The following is an 18,373-nucleotide window of genomic DNA, read 5'->3' on the forward strand; positions in this document are numbered from 1 at the left end:
GAAGCCGCCAAGGTGCCGGCGACCTGCGCGCCGGAGCCGATGGGAGCGGAAGACCCGCTGTTCATTCTCTACACCTCGGGCTCGACCGGCAAGCCGAAGGGTGTGCTGCACACCTCGGGCGGCTATCTGGTCTTCGCCGCGATGACGCATCAGTATGTCTTCGACTATCACGACGGCGACATCTACTGGTGCACCGCCGATGTGGGCTGGGTCACTGGCCACAGCTATATCCTCTACGGGCCTCTGGCCAATGGCGCCACCTCGCTGATGTTCGAGGGCGTGCCGAACTATCCCGATGCCTCGCGTTTCTGGCAGGTGATCGACAAGCACAAGGTCAACATCTTCTACACCGCACCCACTGCAATCCGCGCCCTGATGCGCGAAGGCGAAGCGCCGGTGAAGAAGACCAGCCGCGCCTCGCTGCGCCTGCTCGGCTCGGTGGGCGAACCGATCAACCCGGAAGCCTGGCTGTGGTATCACCGCGTGGTTGGCGATGGCCGCTGCCCGATCGTCGATACCTGGTGGCAGACCGAGACCGGTGGCATCCTGATCACGCCGCTGCCCGGCGCCATTGACCAGAAGCCGGGTTCAGCCACGCTGCCTTTCTTTGGTGTTCAGCCGCAGCTGGTGGATGGCGACGGCAACGTGCTGGAGGGCGCCACCGAGGGCAATCTGTGCATCAGCGACAGCTGGCCGGGCCAGATGCGCACGGTCTATGGCGATCACCAGCGTTTCATCGATACCTATTTCAGCACCTTCCCCGGCAAGTATTTCACCGGTGACGGCTGCCGCCGCGATGCCGATGGCTATTACTGGATCACCGGTCGCGTCGACGACGTGATCAATGTGTCGGGCCATCGCATGGGCACGGCCGAGGTGGAAAGCGCGCTGGTCGCCCATCCCAAGGTGGCAGAAGCCGCCGTGGTCGGCTATCCGCATAACATCAAGGGCCAGGGCATCTATGCCTATGTCACGCTGAAGACCGGCATCCAGGCGACCGAAGAGCTGCGCAAGGAGCTGGTGCAGCATGTGCGCACCCTGATCGGGCCGATTGCCTCGCCCGATCTGATCCAGTGGGCGCCGGGCCTGCCGAAGACACGGTCGGGCAAGATCATGCGCCGCATCCTGCGCAAGATCGCCGAGAACGAACATTCGGCGCTGGGCGATACCAGCACGCTGGCTGATCCCAGTGTGGTGGACGATCTGGTCACCAACCGCATGAATCGCGGCTGACGCCGCGGGGCACATGAATCGCGGCTGACGCAACGAACCGTCGCAGCATAAAAAAACCGGGAGGCGCGACGCCGGGCGTCTGGAGTGATCCAGGCGCCCGCACTGTTTTCGCGACCCGCCACGCCTCGCTGGACGGGAACCGATGGCCGTGCCGGGGATTATATCTCCCTGAACCCACAGCGGAGGACAATCTGATGACAGCGCAATCGCCGCGCTACGGCTCGCAGGGCTATGGCCCGAAGGAACCGGCGGAATACGATACCAAGGAGCGGGTGGTCGGGACTGAAAAGGTGCGCAGCGGCATTGAACTGCACCGCATGCGCTATGTGCTTGGCCTTGGCCTTGCCGGCGTGATCATCGCGTTTGCGCTGGCCTGGTATTTCATGTTCCGCGCCTGAGCGGCGCGATCTGCAGGCCAGCGGCCAGGTCGCTGATCTGCCGTGCCACGGCTTCGGCCTGTTGCAGCCGTTGCATCAGGGCGGCCGCCATTTGCCATTGTCCCGTATCGGGTTCCGTCCTGGCCGGCGTGGCTTCGCGCGGGCTCTCGGTCGCCTCTGCCGTGGTTTCGGCACCCAGCAGCCCCAGCAGCGCCGGCCGGTGCCGGGCCAACAGATTCTCGGCCATGGCGGGGTCGAGGTCGTGCCCGCGCATGCGCAGCAGCACATGCAGTGCAGCCAGCTGCGCCATCATGCGGTAATTGGCCGACAGGAAGGCCTGCAGCCGTGTCATGTCAGCCGTAGTGGCGCCGGGTTCGGCAGCCAGACGTCGCAACGCGCCGGCGAAGTCGGCGCCAGCATCGAACAGATCCTTGCGGGCCAGGCGGTAGCTCTGCTCGGGCGGGCTGCGCTTCAGGGCCTGGCGTGCGTATTTGCGGTTGGCACGCAGCAGTGCGGCCGTCAGCTGCGGCAGGCTCTGTCGTTCCCAGTAGGGCAGGACAAAACTGAACAGCGCCGCAATGCCGGCACCGATCACGGTATCAAGCAGGCGCTCGCCCAGCAAAGAGCCGCTGGCCGGGCTCAGGAAATGCATCATCAGCAGCGCCATCACGCAGGCCGCGGTCGAGGTAATCAGGTAGCGCACGGGGGCATAGGCATGGGCCAGCGCAATACTGGCGAAATACAGCGCCAGCAGCACCGGATCGGACAGCAGATGCAGGGCCACAGCCGCCAGCACGCAGCCGATCAGGTTGCCGACCAGGCGATCCTTCTGGCGTTGGCGGGTGGCGCTGTAGCTGGCGCGCATGATGACGGCCACGGTCAGCAGGATCCAGCTGCCATGGCTGAAGTAATGCGTCAGCGCCGCCGCGATGGCAAAGGCACAGAGCATCGCCGCCGTCAGGCGCAGGGCATAGCGGAAAATTGGCGAGGTCAGCCGCAAGTGACGACGCACCAGCTGCAGGCGATAGGGCCGGGGCGGCAGGAATTCCTCGATCCGGATCGCAGCCAGCACCGTTTCGGCGGCGGCAGGCTGACGAATCACCTGCTGCAGGCGGTCCACTGCCTCGACGGCATGGCCGATCCGCTCCAGTGTGGCGCGCAGTTCCAGCAGGGCTGCGCCATGTTCGGTGTCGCCATTACTGCCGTCACCCTCCAGGGGCGCGACCTGCTGCAGTTTTTCAGCAATGGCGGCGAATTCGTTGCGCAGCGTATGCAGTGATGGGCTCGGTCTGCCATCGCGGATTTCATCGGCGATATCCTCGATCAGCAGGGCGGTATGCAGCACGCCAATGCGGATGCGCTCCAGCAGTGCACCGCTGTCACGCTGACCGGCGAATTGCCGGCGCAGCAACCAGTAGTCGGTTTGGCTGGAAAGGATGATCTCGAAGGTGTCGAGCGTGGCGATCAGCGCCGCCGCCATCTGTCGTTCGCGTACGGTTCGCATGTGACGGAACAGCAGGTTGCGCGCCGCCTCCACCCGTTCCATCAGTGTTACCTGGCGCTCGATCAGGATGGCATGGCTCGTCTCCACGCTGATGCGGGAATCATACAGGGCCGCTTTGGCCCGCACATAGGCAGCAAAGGCATCCAGTGTGCCGGTCAGGGCAATCTGCTTGTGACGCGCCTCCAGGGCGTGGCTCATCCCCATGCCGAAGACGGCATAGGCCACGGCGCCGGCAAAGAACAGCAGGGCATGATGCACGGCAGCCGCGCCGCCACCGATATCGACGCCAAAGGCAAAGACCATGGAGAGGATCATCGACATGCACAGCGCCAGCATGGTCTTGCCATAGATCGTCAGCATGGCGGCGACAAAGCTGGTGAGCGCAACAATCCCGGCCTGGGCGGCAAGATTCTGCTCGCTCAGGCCGATGCCGAGTGTCACCAGGCTGTCGAACACGATAACGATCAGAAAGGCAATGCGCTTGTGTCCGGGCGGCGCCGGCGTGTCGACAATGCTGGCGCAGGTGGCACCTACGGCCACCACGGCTGCGGCAGCTGCGCCGAGCCACAGCCCGGTCGCCAGCGCGACGAGGGCGACGCCGGCAGCGGCAGTGGCGCCACTGAGCAATTGCTGTGCCGGCAGGGCGAAGATCGAAAGGTTGAAACGGTTCGGCATGATGCTGTGCCCTGAGTCTAGCGCAGGCCACGCAGCATCGCGAGGCCGGTGTTAGGTCAGCGTCTTGTAGAAAAACGCGCAGGGCTGCGCGGCCGTTCCATCCGCCGACAGAGCATAGCCTGGCATGATGCCGAGCAGGGTATAACCCAGGCCTTGATAGAGCGGTTCGGCGGCGCTGCCATGCTCGGTATCCAGCGTTAGCAGGCTGCGACCACGACGGCGTGCCTCTGTCTCGACGGCCTGCATCAACGCGCGTGCCAGACCCTGCCGCCGTGCCCGGCTGTGCACCAGCAGTTTCTTCACATCGGCGCGGTGCGGCTGGTTCGGCGGCGTATCGAGGCCGAGCATGACGGTCCCGGCAATCTCGCCATCCTGTCTGGCTATGAACAGGATCGCCTTGCCAGCGCGAAGATCCGGCAGCTGGCGCTGCCAGTAGCCGCGCGCTTCGGCCAACGGGAAAGGCTGTACGAAATTGACGCTGGCGCCATGCAGCACGCAGTCGTGCAGCACCTTGGCGAGGTCATCCAGCGCAGCTTCTGCGGCGGCAGCATCGAGGATGGCAATGGTCATGACTGCAGCATCCGTTGCAGGAAAACCAGGTCGAGCCAGCGGTCGAACTTCCAGCCTGAATCCCTGATCAGGCCGGTGCGGGTGAAGCCAAGCTTTTCATGCAAGTGCAGGCTGGCGGCATTTTCCGCCGTGATCGCTGCCACCATGCTGCGCAAGCCGCGCTGGGCCGCCACGGCGACCAGGGCTGTGAGCAGCTTTTGCCCGATGCCCTGGCCGCGCCGGTCGGGTGCGATGTAGATGGCGTTTTCTACGCAGTACAGAAAGGCCGGCCAGGGCCGGAACTGGCCGAAACTGCTGTAGCCCACGACAGCGGCGCCATCGACGGCAACCAGCACCGGCAGATTCTGATCGGCTTTCATCGCCATCCAGTCGCGCTGGGCCTGTGGTTCGCGGGCGGTATAGTCGAAGACGGCCGTGGTGTTCAGCACGGCATCGTTGTAGATGGCGCGGATCGCTTCAGAGTCCTCAAGCGTGGCGTCACGGATATCAATCATCGCGGCTTCCGTCTGGCAATCGTCACAAGGTAGCGGCAGGGTTCGCCGGTTTCGTTGGCAAAGGCATGCGGCTGGTCCAGCGCGCAATGCAGGCAGTCGCCGGGGCCGATCAGGAAATGCTCGGCGCCGCTTTCAAACCGCAACTGCCCGCTGATGCCGAGGATATGCTGGTCATAGGCGCCGGCCGGCAGGGCGGGATAGCTGATGCGCGCACCTGGCGGCAGGGTGGCTTGCACGATCTCCACTGACGAGCCGGTGCCGGCCGGGGTCACGGCGCGGCGCTCGAAGCCGGTTTCCGGGTCGCGCCAGACGGGCTGGGCTGCGGCGGTCAGCAGCACCAGGCTTTTATCCTCCACCGCCGCCATCAGGCCGGACAGGGTGATGTCGAGACCGGCGCAGAGCCGGCCCAGCAGGGCGGCGGTCGGGCTGGCCTCACGGCGCTCGATCCGCGAGATCATCGGCTTGCTGACCCCGCTGCGGGTGGCCAGATCGGCCAGCGACAGGCCCAGCTCTTCGCGGCGGCTTTTCAGCCGGCTCGCAATACGGGCCTCGATATCGTCCGCGACCGTTGTTGTCTCATTCATAAGACTATCGTCTATTATATAAGACGATGAGGGTCAAGCTGGGTTTGCCATCAGCCCCTCCTATGTCAGAGCATGGGCAAAGCGGAGAAATGATATGCGGCTGGTTTTGAGTGCCTCACTGGTGATGACGTTGTTCGCGGGCTCCGTCGCTGTCGCCCAGCCGGCACCGGTCATCCGCACCGAGGCCGCCAGCCTGCGGGTGGTGACGGTGGCCAGTAGCCTGGAAAATCCCTGGGGCATGGCCTTTATGCCTGATGGCCGCATCCTGGTGACCGAACGGCCGGGGCGTATGCGGGTGGTGGCGAAAGACGGCAAACTGTCGCCGCCGCTGGGCAATGTGCCAAAGGTCTTCAACAGCGGCCAGGGCGGCCTGCTGGATGTGGCGCTCGATCCCGGCTTCGCCACCAACCGCACATTTTATTTCACTTATGCCGAACCCGGCGAAGGCGGCGCCAGCACGGCGCTGGCCACCGCCGTCTTCAACGAGACTGCTCTGGCCGATGTTAAGGTGCTGTTCCGCCAGCAGCCGAAGCTGTCCGGCGGGTTGCATTTCGGCAGCCGTGTCGTGGTGGGCAGCGATGGCAAGCTGTGGCTTGGTGTCGGTGAGCGCTACCGGCGCGATGAAGCGCAGAATCTGAACGTGCATCTGGGCAAGCTGCTGCGGCTGAACAAGGATGGCAGCGTGCCGGCGGATAATCCTTTTGTCGGTCGCAGCGATGCGCGCCCGGAAATCTGGTCTTACGGGCATCGCAATATCCAGGGCATGGCGCGGCACCCGCAGACCGGCATTGTCTGGCTGCACGAACATGGCGCCCAGGGCGGTGACGAAATCAACATCCCCGAGCGGGCGAAGAACTATGGCTGGCCGGTGATCACCCACGGCATCGATTATTCAGGTGCGAAGATCGGCGTCGGCACGGCGGCACCGGGCATGGAGCAGCCGCTGCTGCACTGGACGCCGTCAATCGCGCCCTCGGGCATGGCCTTCTATAGCGGCAGCAAGATTCCGGGCTGGACCGGCAACCTCTTCGTCGGTTCGCTGAAATTCGGCACCCTGCATCGCGTGGTGCTGGATGGCACGCGCGTGGTGCGGCAGGAGCAGATGCTGAAGGAGATCGGCGACAATATCCGCGACGTGCGCGACGCGCCCGATGGTTTCCTCTATCTCGCCACCGACAGTCCGCGCGGTCGCATCCTGCGGCTGGAACCCGCCAACTAGGCAACAAAAAGCCCGGCATCTATGCGATGCCGGGCTTTTCGTCAGGGCCGCATCAGTCGGCCTTGGTTTCTTCTTCGTCTTCGGTCTCGGGGTCGGCACCGGGCTCGCCAAAGGCCGGCGGGTCATCCTCGCTCGCATCATAGGGCTTGTCGTCGATCGTCGGATCGCTTTGCAACTCGATCTGGATCGTATTGGGATCGACGCCGGTGCCGCGATCCAGCATGCCGGTCACCATTTCCGGGAAGGCGATCACCAATCCGACCATGATGATCTGGATGCACACGAAGGGCACCGCACCCCAGTAGATCTGGCCGGTGGTTACCCTGGGCGTCAGCTTGCCGGTCACCTTGTCGATATAATCGGCCACCGGTGCCACGCTGCGCAGGTAGAACAGCGCGAAGCCGAAGGGCGGATGCATAAACGAGGTCTGCATGTTCACGCCCAGCAGCACGCCGAACCAGATCAGGTCGATGCCCAGCTTCTCGGCCGCCGGACCCAGCAGCGGCACGACGATGAAGGCCAGCTCGAAGAAATCGAGGAAGAAGGCCAGCAGGAAGACCATGATGTTGACGACGATCAGGAAGCCGAGCTGGCCGCCGGGCAGACTGGTCAGCAGATGTTCGACCCAGAGATCGCCGTTCACCGCGCGGAAGGTGAGGCCGAACACGGTGGAGCCGATCAGGATGAAGATCACAAAGGCCGACAGCTTGGCGGTCGAGTCCATGGCCTGGCGCATCAGCGACCAATCCAGCTTGCGCTTCATCATCGCCAGGATCATGGCGCCGGCCGCACCCATGGCGCCGCCTTCGGTCGGTGTGGCAACACCGATGAAGATGGTGCCCAGCACCAGGAAGATCAGCACCAGCGGCGGCACCAGCGACACCAGCACGCGAACAACCAGCTGCATGCCGCGTAGCGAGCGCGCTTCCAGCGGCAGCGCCGGGGCCGCCTTGGGGAAGATGATGGTGACGAGGAAGACATAGCCGGCATAGAGCGCCGACAGGATCAGGCCCGGGATCAGCGCGCCGGCATACATGTCGCCGACCGAACGGCCGAGCTGGTCGGCCATCACGATCAGCACCAGGCTGGGCGGGATGATCTGCGCCAGCGTGCCGGAGGCGGCAATGACGCCGCTGGCCAGCTTACGGTCATAGCCATAGCGCAGCATGATCGGCAGCGAGATCAGGCCCATCGAGATCACCGAGGCCGCCACCACGCCGGTGGTCGCCGCCAGCAGCGCGCCGACGAAGATCACCGCATAGGCGAGGCCGCCACGCAGCGGGCCGAACAGCTGGCCGATGGTGTCGAGCAGATCTTCCGCCATGCCGGATCGTTCGAGGATCAGGCCCATGAAGGTGAAGAAGGGGATCGCCAGCAGCGTATCGTTGCGCATGATGCCGAATACGCGCTCGGGCAGTGCCTGCAGCAGCGCCGGGGTCAGCAGGCCCAGCTCAATACCGATGAAGGCGAAGATCAGGCCGTTGGCGGCCAGCGCGAAAGCGACCGGATAGCCAAACAGCAGGAAGAAGACCAGCGCCACAAACATCAGTGGCGCCATGTTGTCGATCAGGAACTGTGTCATTTTTGCTTACTCCGCGGCGCCTTCGACGGGGCTATGGGCATCCTGTTTTCTCGGTGCCGGGTTCGGGATCAGGCCCTGCAGGAACGCGATACGCTTGATCAGTTCCGACAGGCCCTGGAGGATCAGCAGCAGGAAGCCGACCGGGATCAGCAGCTTCACCGGCCAGCGGATCAGGCCGCCGGCATCGCTCGACATCTCGTTGCGGACGAAGGAGTCGAGCACCGCTGGCAGGGACAGGTACATGATGCCGATGGCCATCGGCAGCAGGAACAGCACGGTGCCGATGATGTCGATCCAGGTGAGCGTGCGCTCGGAAAAGCGGCTGACGATCACGTCGATGCGGATATGCTCGTTGCGCAGCAGCGTGTAGCCGGCGCAGAGCAGGAAGACGGCGGAGAACAGATACCACTGCACTTCCAGCCAGGCATTCGAGCTGTTGTGGAAGATGTAGCGCACCGAAGCATTGCCGGAACTGATCACCACGGCGAGCAGAATGGCCCAATAGACCATGCGGCCGACCCAGTCGTTGAGACGGTCAACGGCTGAACTGAAAGCCAAGAGCAGACGCATGCAATAAATCCCCCTTCACAGCAGACCGATCATGAACGGCCGTCGTGACCCGAATGGTTGGTGTGGCGCCGGATCATGCCCGCAGGCGGATCCGGAACCGGCGTTCCCTGTTGCGGGGCGTATTTATTCTATGCGGATCGCTCGATAAAGCCCCGGCCGGCGACCGGGGCCATTTATAATCGACATGCCCCGCTCAGGGCACGAAAAATTTCATAAATTTTAGGGGTTTAGGGCCACCTGTCGCCAAGGGATATACTCCCGGCTCAGCCCATTTCGCCGGTATTGGTGTTATAATTGTTAATGATCCGGTGCAGCACATCGAGCTGATTACGGGCAATCGGATCCTGGCCGTTGAGAATCAGGGTCAGGGCCACCCGGGTAATGCCCAATTTCGAGGCAACCTGGTCCAGGTTAATCCCGCGTGCCCGGCAGGCCACGGTGATCTGGTCAAATGAACCCTTGTCGAGGAAGACGCGGCCCCATTCGTCGCGCCCGGTCAGCCGGATCGGCTTGATCTCGAGTGTGGCGGTCTTGGCGGCGCGCGGGGCAGGCGCCGCGGCCGGCCGGCCCGTGGGCACGCTGCGATGCGTCGGTCGCCAATCAGGGTCGCGCTCGAAGACCTCGAGCTGCGGGGCCTGCTCCATCAGATGGCTCAGCATCTGGCGCATGTGAATCAGCAGCTGGTCGGCGGTGCCGCCGGCTTCGGGGCCATCGACCAGCAGGCTGCTCAACTCTTCCAGCCGCTTCAGCCGCGAAGCGAAGAATTCACGCGCGCCATAGGGCAGGGCGGAGCGCGCCTCGATCAGATTCTCCAGATAGCTCTGCTTGACGTCGATTTCGACCTTGAGGATTTTCGCGCGCAGCTGTGACACGAAGCGGCGCAGTTCATCGCGCCGGCCGGTCTTCAGCACCGACAGTCGCCCCTCGGCGATTTCGGCCGCCTGATGGAAGTCGTCGACCAGGGTGGAGAATTTGCGAAAGCCGGTGACGGTGTTGCGCTTCTCATTCACATCTTCAGTGAATTTGAAGATGTACATGGCGCGCTGTTCGATACGCGAAACCAGTTCGTTGGCTTCCTGGCTATGCGCTTGGTTATCGGCGATCATCCGCGGGATACTGGCTGGTGTATGTTACATTAACCTTAACACATTCCAGTTGCAGAGGAACCAGCCGGTTAGCCCCTCAAAAGGATAAGATGCGGTGCGATGCGCCGGCCGCCACGGAAGCCATGGCCGGCCAGCGCATACCGCCGCATCAGGCTGCCGCGGTCAGCCCCTGCTGAGACACCCAGGCAAGCGTCTTGGCCAATGCTCGCTCGAACCGGTCGAACAGTTCGTCGATCTCGCTTTCAGTGATGATCATCGGGGGGCAGAAGCCGATCACGTCGCCGCCCATCGCGCGGATGATCAGGCCTTCCTCCTGGGCAAAGCCCATGCAGGCGGCGCCGACGCCGGCGGTGGGCGCGAAGTTGGCGCGTGTTTTCTTGTTGGCGACCAGTTCGGTGGCGCCGATCAGGCCGGTACCGCGTGCCTCGCCAACCAGCGGATGGTCGCCCAGCTTTTTCAGGCGGGCCTGGAAGCGTGGTGCCACGGCGTTCACATGGCCGACGATGTTGCGTTCCTCGTAAATCTGCAGCGTGCGCAGCGCCACGGCGGCCGCCACCGGATGGCCGCCATAGGTGAAGCCATGGCCGAAGGTGCCGATCTTGCCTGAATTGTCGCGAATCACCTCATAGACATGCTCGGGCACCAGCACGGCCGAGATCGGCAGATAGGCACTGGAGAGCTGCTTGGCGCAGGAGATGAAGTCGGGTTTGTAGTCGAAGGTCTGCGCGCCCCACCAGTTGCCGGTGCGGCCGAAGCCGCAGATCACTTCGTCTGAGACGCTGAGGATGTCGTATTTCTGCAGTACCGCCTGCATGGCGGGGAAATAGCCCTTGGGTGGCAGGATCACGCCACCGGCGCCCATGATCGGTTCGGCAAAGAAGGCGGCGACATTGTCGGGCCCTTCCTGCAGGATGAAGTCCTCCAGATTCTTGGCCAGGCGGGCAACAAACTCGGCCTCGCTCTCGCCGTCCTGCGCAAAGCGGTAATAATGCGGGCAATCGACATGCTTGATGCGCGCGATGGGCAGGTCGAAATCCTTATGATTCGCCGGCAGGCCGGTCAGGCTGGCGCTGGCGATGGTGACGCCGTGATAGCCCTTGATGCGCGACAGAATGGTCTTCTTCTCGGGCTTGCCGCGCGCATTGTTGTAATACCAGATCAGCTTGATCAGCGTGTCATTGGCACCCGAACCGCCCTCGGCGAAGAACACCTTGGCCAGCTTGATCGGGCTCAGCTCCTTCAGCTTCTCGGCCAGTTCCACCACGGGTCCGGTCGTCTTGTGGCCGAAGCCGTGGTAGTAGGGCAGCTTGCGCATCTGCTCGATGGCGGCATCGACGAGGGATGCCTCGCTGAACCCTAAGCCGGCGCACCACAGGCCGGCCATGCCCTCGATATATTCCTTGTCCTGGTCGTCATAGACGTAAATGCCCTTGCCGCGTTCGATCACCAGCGGTCCGACGGTCTCGTGCTTCACCAGGTTGGTATAGGGGTGCAGCACATGGGCGATGTCGCGGGCGGCCATCGAATTGGGCAACTGGGGAGTCGGCATTGGGCAAACCTGTCTGTGGGGTCCGGGAGGGGTACTCAGTAGACGGCGAAATCGGCGCTCTGTCAAAACTTCGACTCTACCGATGACGCAAATCGCTGGTTACACTGCGGCCATGTCTTCCCCTGATATCGCCCCCAACATCACGCTGGTTTCGCCGACCGATGGCCTCACACTGTCCGGCTATGCCTGGCTGCCGCCGGCAGACTCGATTCAGGCGGTGGTGGTGATCGCCCATGGCATGGCTGAACATGCCGGGCGCTATGCCCGGTTCGCCGCAGCCCTGAACGCCGCCGGCTTTGCCGCTTATGGTTTCGATCATCGCGGCCACGGCCATTCCGTCTCCAGTCCGGCGCTGCTCGGCCATATGGGCGACACCGACAGCTGGAACCGCGCGGTCGGCGATCTGGCCGCCGCCTGCCGCCTGGCGCAGCAACGCCATCCCGGCAAGCCCGTGCTGCTGTTTGCCCATTCGATGGGATCGTTCATGGCCCAGCAGCTGCTCTACGAGCATGGCGACCTGCTGGCCGGCTGCGTGCTCTGCGGTTCGAATGGCAAGCCGCCGGCGATTGCGGGGCTCGGCCGGCTGGTGACGCGACTGGAGCGTCTGCGGCACGGCCGGCGCGGGGTCAGCCCGCTGGTGCAGGCGCTGTCCTTCGATGCCTTCAATAAGCGGTTCCAGCCGCAGCGTACCGATTTCGACTGGCTGTCGCGCGATCCGGCCGAGGTCGACAAATACATTGCCGATCCCTTCTGCGGCTTTCCGATCACGGTGCAGTCCTGGGTCGATTTTCTGGATGGGCTGGCTGCCATCGCGAGGCCCGATCACCAGGCCCGCATTCCCAAGACCCTGCCGGTCTTTGTCATTGCCGGCCGGCACGATCCGGTTTCCGGCGGCGGGCGCGGCCTGCGCCAGTTGTTGGATGCCTATGCCGCCGCCGGCCTGGCACGGGTTGAAAGCCGGTTCTACGACGAGGCCCGGCACGAACTGCTGAATGAAACCAACCGCGATGCCGTGACGGCCGATATCATCGGGTTTTTCCGGCGCTGCCTATAGGGGGCGCATCGCCGGCAATCGGCGGCTGTGCGGCCATATTGTCGTAAATCCGGTTCAGCAGATTCTTCAGCGTCGTGATTTCTTCTTCGTTCAGGCCCGCCAGGGCCTCGCGCTCCAGACTCTGCGCTGCGGGAATCAAGGTGGCGGTGGCGGCGGCGCCATCAGCGGTCAGTCGGATGGCGATCGCACGCGCATCGTCACTGTCGCGGCTGCGGCTGACCAGGCCACTGGCCTCCAGTCCGCCGACCAGCCGCGACAATGTTGACACCTCGATGCTGGTGCGCACGGCCAGTTCGGTCAGGCGCTGGCTGTCATGTTCGCGCAGCGCTGCCAGCACGCGCCAGTCCTGCAGTGTGACATCGGCCTGACGCAGTGCGGCGCCGAAACGTGCAGCCAGAGAGACACCGGCACGATTGATCAGATAGGGCAGATACAGATCCAGCTTCAGCGGTGCTGGCTGCGTCAACAAAGGATCGGGCTGTGATGGCTCAGGCTGCGTCGCTGTCGATTGGGGCGCTGGTGACTGTGGCGCGGCCATGATGCGCGCTGGGGTGAGCTGCGGCGTCAGGCGCCGAGCTTGCCCAACACTGCCTCGATCTTCTGTCGCATGGTCGCTGCGTTGAACGGCTTCACCATATAATTGTTCACACCGGCCTGGATCGCGGTCTTCACCATTTCGGTGTCGCGCTGACCCGTCGCCATGATGAACGGCATGCGTTTGGTGAGCGGATTGCTGCGGATGGTCTTGAGCAAAGTCAGGCCATCCATCCCGTCCATGTTCCAGTCGGAGATGATCAGGTCGAATTTGTTGGAGCCGATGGCGACCAGGGCTTCGGCCCCGCTCTTCGCCTCGACAACATTCTTAATGCCGATTTCCTGCAAGCAGTAACGCGCAATGCCGCGCATGCTCATCTGGTCATCGACAATCAAAACTCGCAGAGTGCTGGCCGAAGGCATATCTCTCGCTCTTCCCTCAACTCAACCAACTCCGGCCCTTCTGGCCGGCGGTGTCCAAATCAATGCCTAACATCATGGTTTTTATCCCAAAAAACAAGGTTTCTCAACGCTGTTTGCAACGGTTCAAAATCTCGGAGGCGATCTGGCTGATGCCGATTTCCGCTTGCACCGCACCCATGAGTTTCGCGGCCTTGGGCATGCCGTAAACCAGGCTGGTCGACTCGTCCTGGCCAATCGTCTGGGCACCGGCCTCCAGCATTTTCTTAAGGCCGGTGGCGCCATCCTTGCCCATTCCGGTCAGGATCACGCCGATGGCATTATGCCCGGCATGTTCGGCCACCGAGTTGAACAGCACGTCAACCGAGGGCCGGTGCCCGGAGACCGGGGCGTCATGGTTCAGCTTGGTATAATAATGGCCGCCCGAGCGGTGCAGGGTCAGGTGATAGTCGCCCGGGGCGATGTAGACGTGGCCGGGAAAGACACGAACATTGTCTTTCGCCTCGGTAACCGTGACGGCAGACAGCGAATCGAGGCGGGCGGCAAAGCTGCCGGTAAAGCGGGGCGGCATATGCTGGGTGATCAGCACCGGCGGGCTGTCCGGCGGCAGGATCGTGATCACTTCCTTCAGCGCCTCGACACCGCCGGTGGAGGAACCGATGGCGACAATGATGTCGGTCGAGTTGAACCCCGGGCCAGGCGTCAGGCGCTTGGGCGACTGGCCCTCGACCGGCCGGTTGCGCGCCACCACCCGGGCGGTGGCGGCGGTCTTAACCTTTGCGATCAAATCCTGCTTGATCTCTTCCAGGGCATGCTTGATGTCCAGCGTCGGCTTGGGCACGAAGTCGACGGCGCCCATTTCCAGCGCCTGCATCGTGATGTTGGCGCCCTTCTGGGTCAGGGTGGACACCATCACCACCGGCATTGGCCGCAGCCGCATGATCTTTTCCAGGAAAGAGATACCGTCCATGTTCGGCATCTCGATATCCAGGGTCAGGACATCGGGGTTGAGTTCCTTGATCATGGTGCGTGCCACCAACGGATCAGGCGCCGCGCCCACCACATCCAGCTCGGGGTCACTCGACAGGGCGGTCGTCAGCAACTGACGGATCAGCGCACTGTCATCAACAATAAGAACCTTGATACGTTTGCCGGCCACTGCGTTGCTCCGCGCGTCCCAGAATGATTATGCGATCTTGCGATGGATGTTACGGCCCAACAGTTTGAACCGCTCGGTGATGCCGAACAGGTTTTCCGAGTGGCCGATATAGAGAAAGCCGCCGGGTGCCAACAGATTGGCGTAGCGGTCGAACAGCACGCGCTGGGTGTCCTTGTCGAAATAGATCACGACATTGCGGCAGAAGATGACGTCGAAGGGGCCCTTCATCGGCCAATGGCTGACCAGATTGAGGTGCTTGAAGCTGATCAGGGCGCGGGCCTCGGCCACGACGCGCACCTTATCCTCGCCATAGGGCTCGAAATATTTCTTGGCGATATCGGCGGGCATGCCTTCCAGCGACGCAGCGGGATAAACGCCTTCCGTACCGCGGCGCACCATCTCGGTATCGATATCGGTGGCCAGGATCTTGGCATCCCACTGCTTGATGTCTGGCATTGCGCGCAGCAGCGTGATGGCGGTCGAATAGGGCTCCTCGCCCGACGAGCAGCCGGCCGACCAGATGCGCAGGCGCCGACCCTGGCTCACCGCGCGGGCGCGGATTTCCTGCAGGGCATTGGTGGCGAGATGCTCGAAATGATGGTTCTCGCGGAAGAATTTGGTGAGATTGGTGGTCAGCGCATTCAGCGTGGTGCCCAGCTCATCGACGCCGGCAGGCGAGCCGATGAATTCGATATACTGGCGAAAACCGTTCATGCCGAGCTTGCGCAGGCGCTTGGCCAGGCGGGCATAGACCATATTGTGCTTGGTCGGCCCCAGCTCGATGCCGGTCTTTTCCTTCAGCATTGAACGCAGATAATCGTAATCACCCGTGGAGAAGGCGAATTCGCGATCCTCGGTGCCGGGGGCATCCACTGTTTTGCTGTCGGCGGCCATGTGTTTGTACGGGTCAGGCAGCGGATTCGGCCGGACCGGCCAGCATCGGCTTGCCGGTATTGTCGGCGGCTTCCAGCATGCGGCCGGCGAACATGCGCTCCAGGCCGATCAGGCCGACCATGCGCTCGCCCACGGTGATCAGACCCTCCATGAAGCCCAGGCCGCTGACCTGCTCCATGTCGGGCATCGGACGGATTTCATCCTCGTTGATGGTGATGATGTCCGATACCGCATCGACCAGGATGCCGACGATGCGCGAAGACACCGAAACGATGATCACCACATTGTATTTGGTCGGCTCTGTGCGCGGCATGCCGAAGCGGGCGCGCAGGTCAAAGATCGGCACGATGGCGCCGCGCATGTTGATAACGCCACGCACCACTTCCGGGGTGTTTGGCAGCGGGGTGGTTTCCGACCATGCACGGATTTCGCGCACCGCCATGATGTCGACGCCGTATTCCTCGTTGCCAACCGTAAATGAAACCAGCTGGACGGTGCGGCTTGAGCGGGCGGTCTGTTCTGCGGCTGCCATGGCTGAACTCTCCTGATTTACGCGGCCGGCGCGGCCAGACGCGGAACCGAACCGCGCTGTTGGCCCTCATGCTCGGCAATATGCTTGATGCCGGCCACGTCGAGAATCAGCGACACGCGGCCATTGCCCAGGATGGTGGCGGCACCGACGCCGCGGATCGGATCGAAATTCTCTTCCAGGCTTTTGATAACCACCTGCTGCTGGCCGATGATCTCGTCGACCACCAGGCCCATCTTCGAGCTGTCTTCCAGCTCGACGATGATGATGAGTGCCTTGGTCGTGTCGTCGATACCGTTCGGCACCTTGAAGATGCGATGCAGGTAGACCAGCGGCACATATTCGCCGCGGATGCGCAGCAATTGGCTCTGGTTGGCGACAATATTGATCTGATCCGGCTCGGGCCGCAGGCTTTCCACGATATTGGCCAGCGGCAGAATGTAGGACTGCACGCCGACCTTGAGCACCATGCCATCCAGCACCGCCAGCGTCAGCGGCAGGGTCAGGATGAAGGACGAGCCCTGGCCCGGGCGCGACTGGATATGCACGCGACCGCCGAGCGACTGGATGTTCTGTCGCACCACGTCCATGCCGACGCCGCGGCCGGAAATGTTGGACACCGTATCTGCGGTGGAGAAACCGGGCAGGAAGATCAGGTTGTCGATTTCTTCGTTGCTCAGCACGGCATCGGGGGCGACGAGCTTTTTCTCGATCGCCTTCTTCATCACCTTTTCGCGATTGATGCCTCGACCGTCATCGGTGATTTCGATCACGATACGGCCGCCGCGCTGGTCGGCGGAGACATGGATCACGCCTTCGGCAGGCTTGCCGGCGGCGGCGCGGTCTTCCGGGCTTTCGATGCCATGATCGCAGGAATTGCGGATCATGTGGGTCAGCGGATCGCCCAGCTGCTCGATCACCGTCTTGTCGATTTCGGTGTTCTCGCCGCTCATGTCGAGGCGGATCTTCTTGTTGGTCATCATCGCCAGTTCGCGCACCAGGCGCGGCAGACGGGCAAATACGCTTTTCACCGGCTGGGCGCGCATCGCCATCACGCTTTCCTGCAGATCGCGGATGTGATGCGACAGTTCGGCCAGGCCGTTGGCGAGTTCAGGATGCTGGTCGGCGTGCAGATGCTCGGTCTGCTGCGCGATCATGGCATGCGTGATCACCAGCTCGCCGACCATGTTGACCAGCTTGTCGACGCGATCGAGATCGACGCGGATCGAGCGGGCGGCTTTGGTCTCGCCACCGGGCGCACCACCACCACCACCAGCGCCGCCGCCGGGGCCCGCAGAGCCGGCACCAGCCTCGGGCTTGGGCGCGGCAGCAGCGGCCGGTTTCGGTGCTTCGGGCTTGGGCTGTGCAACCGGTGTCGCCGCCGGGGCTTCCGCCTTGGGCGCGGCCTCGGGAGCGGGTTTGGCTTCTGCCGCGGCGGGCTTTGCAGCCGCAGCGGGCGGGTTCAGGCAGGTGATCGAAAGTTCGCAGTCGTCGAGCACGAATTCGAAGACATCCTTGATCGCCTGTTCACCGCGATCGGTCTCGACCTCGAATTCCCATTTGATATAGGCGCCCTCGGGCTGGATCTGATCCAGCGCCGGCACGGCCTCGGCATCGGCCTTGGCCAGGAAGCCGCCCAGTTCGCGCAGTTCGCGGATCAGGATCAGCGGCTCGTTGGCGCGCTGGTACAATGCGTCGCGCGGCGTGAATTTCACCAGGTATTTCAGCAGCGGCACCTTGGCCGGCGCTGCCGGCGCGGCGGGCGCTTCCGGCTCCGGCTCTGGCGCGGCGGCCGGGGCAGGCTCGGGTTCGGCATCCAGTCCGCCGCCGCCCGCCAGCTGGGCATCCAGCGCGGCCAGGGCCGCATCGGCAGCATGCGGATCGGCATCGACGCCGATGGTGGCCGCCAGGTCGATCAGCGACTTGCGGCCTTCATTTTCATGATCGGCGGGCAGCTCGGTGCCGTTCTGCGCCGCCTTCACCAGATCCGACAGGATATCGGCGCAATGCAGCACCAGCAGCACGGAATCCGGTGTCGGCTCCAGCCGGCCGTCGCGCATCAGGTCGAGCACGGTTTCGAAGATATGGGCAAAGGCGACCAGACGGTCGAAGCCAAACGCACCGGCGCCGCCCTTGATCGAATGGATCGCGCGGAACACGGCATTCAGCGTGTTATTGTCACCCTCGCCGGACTGCAGGGCCATCAGGTGACCTTCAAGGTCACCCAGCAGTTCCTCGCATTCCGAGAAAAAGGTTTGTTTGAATTGGGCTAAGTCATCCATAGGCCGCGTCCCGCTTCTGCTCCGCGTCGCCGTTCCGC

General features: G+C 63.3%; 18 protein-coding genes. 4 read left to right on the forward strand and 14 right to left on the reverse strand.

Annotated elements, in window-relative coordinates:
* Positions 1 to 1,233, forward strand: a 1,233-nt coding sequence (gene acs, locus AAG799_RS06195; RefSeq protein WP_341894933.1) for an acetate--CoA ligase, incomplete at its 5' end; no start/stop codon positions are given.
* A 194-nt stretch (positions 1,234 to 1,427) separates the two neighbouring features.
* A complete protein-coding gene (locus tag AAG799_RS06200) occupies positions 1,428 to 1,631 on the forward strand; it encodes a hypothetical protein (protein WP_341894934.1) in 204 nt (67 codons plus the stop codon).
* Here the strand turns inward: AAG799_RS06200 and AAG799_RS06205 are convergent.
* Genes AAG799_RS06205 through AAG799_RS06220 form a run of 4 tightly spaced genes read right to left on the reverse strand, consistent with a single transcriptional unit; the run spans position 1,615 to position 5,437 of the window.
* A complete protein-coding gene (locus AAG799_RS06205) occupies positions 1,615 to 3,789 on the reverse strand; it encodes an FUSC family membrane protein (RefSeq protein ID WP_341894935.1) in 2,175 nt (724 codons plus the stop codon). The two genes, AAG799_RS06200 and AAG799_RS06205, sit on opposite strands and share 17 nt — an antisense overlap.
* Positions 3,790 to 3,840: 51 nt before the next feature.
* Entirely contained in the window at positions 3,841 to 4,359 is a 519-nt protein-coding gene (locus AAG799_RS06210; protein WP_341894936.1) for a GNAT family N-acetyltransferase, read from the reverse strand.
* Entirely contained in the window at positions 4,356 to 4,853 is a 498-nt protein-coding gene (locus tag AAG799_RS06215; protein WP_341894937.1) for an N-acetyltransferase family protein, read from the reverse strand. Before AAG799_RS06215 ends, AAG799_RS06210 begins: the two co-directional genes overlap by 4 nt.
* The gene (locus AAG799_RS06220) at positions 4,850 to 5,437 is read right to left on the reverse strand and encodes an XRE family transcriptional regulator (protein WP_341894938.1); all 588 of its coding nucleotides are present in this window, start codon (positions 5,435 to 5,437) and stop codon (positions 4,850 to 4,852) included. Before AAG799_RS06220 ends, AAG799_RS06215 begins: the two co-directional genes overlap by 4 nt.
* Positions 5,438 to 5,531: 94 nt before the next feature.
* On the opposite strand from AAG799_RS06220, the gene AAG799_RS06225 reads away from it, so the two are divergent.
* The gene (locus AAG799_RS06225) at positions 5,532 to 6,656 is read left to right on the forward strand and encodes a PQQ-dependent sugar dehydrogenase (protein WP_341894939.1); all 1,125 of its coding nucleotides are present in this window, start codon (positions 5,532 to 5,534) and stop codon (positions 6,654 to 6,656) included.
* Between the two features lie 52 nt (positions 6,657 to 6,708).
* Here the strand turns inward: AAG799_RS06225 and AAG799_RS06230 are convergent, their stop codons facing one another.
* The 4 genes from AAG799_RS06230 to AAG799_RS06245 form a co-directional block, all read right to left on the reverse strand.
* Positions 6,709 to 8,238: a TRAP transporter large permease subunit gene (locus AAG799_RS06230; RefSeq protein ID WP_341894940.1), complete on the reverse strand. Its 1,530-nt coding sequence runs from the start codon at positions 8,236 to 8,238 to the stop codon at positions 6,709 to 6,711.
* 6 nt (positions 8,239 to 8,244) lie between these two features.
* A complete protein-coding gene (locus AAG799_RS06235; protein ID WP_341894941.1) occupies positions 8,245 to 8,808 on the reverse strand; it encodes a TRAP transporter small permease subunit in 564 nt (187 codons plus the stop codon).
* 263 nt (positions 8,809 to 9,071) lie between these two features.
* Entirely contained in the window at positions 9,072 to 9,914 is an 843-nt protein-coding gene (locus AAG799_RS06240; protein WP_341894942.1) for a hypothetical protein, read from the reverse strand.
* Positions 9,915 to 10,062: 148 nt separating this feature from the next.
* Complete coding sequence (locus AAG799_RS06245; protein ID WP_341894943.1) at positions 10,063 to 11,463, reverse strand: aspartate aminotransferase family protein; 1,401 nt, start codon at positions 11,461 to 11,463, stop codon at positions 10,063 to 10,065.
* Positions 11,464 to 11,575: 112 nt separating this feature from the next.
* Here AAG799_RS06245 and AAG799_RS06250 point away from each other — a divergent pair, with 112 nt between their 5' ends.
* Positions 11,576 to 12,517 (forward strand): lysophospholipase, encoded by a 942-nt coding sequence (locus tag AAG799_RS06250; protein WP_341894944.1) that lies wholly within the window; start codon positions 11,576 to 11,578, stop codon positions 12,515 to 12,517.
* Here the strand turns inward: AAG799_RS06250 and AAG799_RS06255 are convergent.
* From AAG799_RS06255 to AAG799_RS06280, 6 genes are all read right to left on the reverse strand, one after another.
* A complete protein-coding gene (locus AAG799_RS06255) occupies positions 12,489 to 12,983 on the reverse strand; it encodes a MarR family transcriptional regulator (RefSeq protein ID WP_341894945.1) in 495 nt (164 codons plus the stop codon). The two genes, AAG799_RS06250 and AAG799_RS06255, sit on opposite strands and share 29 nt — an antisense overlap.
* A gap of 98 nt (positions 12,984 to 13,081) precedes the next feature.
* Complete coding sequence (locus tag AAG799_RS06260) at positions 13,082 to 13,474, reverse strand: response regulator (RefSeq protein WP_341894946.1); 393 nt, start codon at positions 13,472 to 13,474, stop codon at positions 13,082 to 13,084.
* Positions 13,475 to 13,577: 103 nt separating this feature from the next.
* Positions 13,578 to 14,630: a chemotaxis response regulator protein-glutamate methylesterase gene (locus AAG799_RS06265; RefSeq protein ID WP_341894947.1), complete on the reverse strand. Its 1,053-nt coding sequence runs from the start codon at positions 14,628 to 14,630 to the stop codon at positions 13,578 to 13,580.
* Between the two features lie 27 nt (positions 14,631 to 14,657).
* On the reverse strand, positions 14,658 to 15,524 hold the full coding sequence (locus AAG799_RS06270) for a protein-glutamate O-methyltransferase (protein ID WP_341894948.1): 867 nt from the start codon (positions 15,522 to 15,524) through the stop codon (positions 14,658 to 14,660).
* Positions 15,525 to 15,537: 13 nt separating this feature from the next.
* Positions 15,538 to 16,056, reverse strand: a complete 519-nt coding sequence (locus AAG799_RS06275) for a chemotaxis protein CheW (RefSeq protein WP_341894949.1) — start codon at positions 16,054 to 16,056, stop codon at positions 15,538 to 15,540.
* Between the two features lie 17 nt (positions 16,057 to 16,073).
* Positions 16,074 to 18,335 (reverse strand): chemotaxis protein CheA, encoded by a 2,262-nt coding sequence (locus tag AAG799_RS06280; RefSeq protein WP_341894950.1) that lies wholly within the window; start codon positions 18,333 to 18,335, stop codon positions 16,074 to 16,076.
* Positions 18,336 to 18,373: the final 38 nt, after the last annotated feature.

The sequence above is a fragment of the Ferrovibrio terrae genome (assembly GCF_943371255.1).
GTDB lineage: Bacteria > Pseudomonadota > Alphaproteobacteria > Ferrovibrionales > Ferrovibrionaceae > Ferrovibrio > Ferrovibrio terrae_B.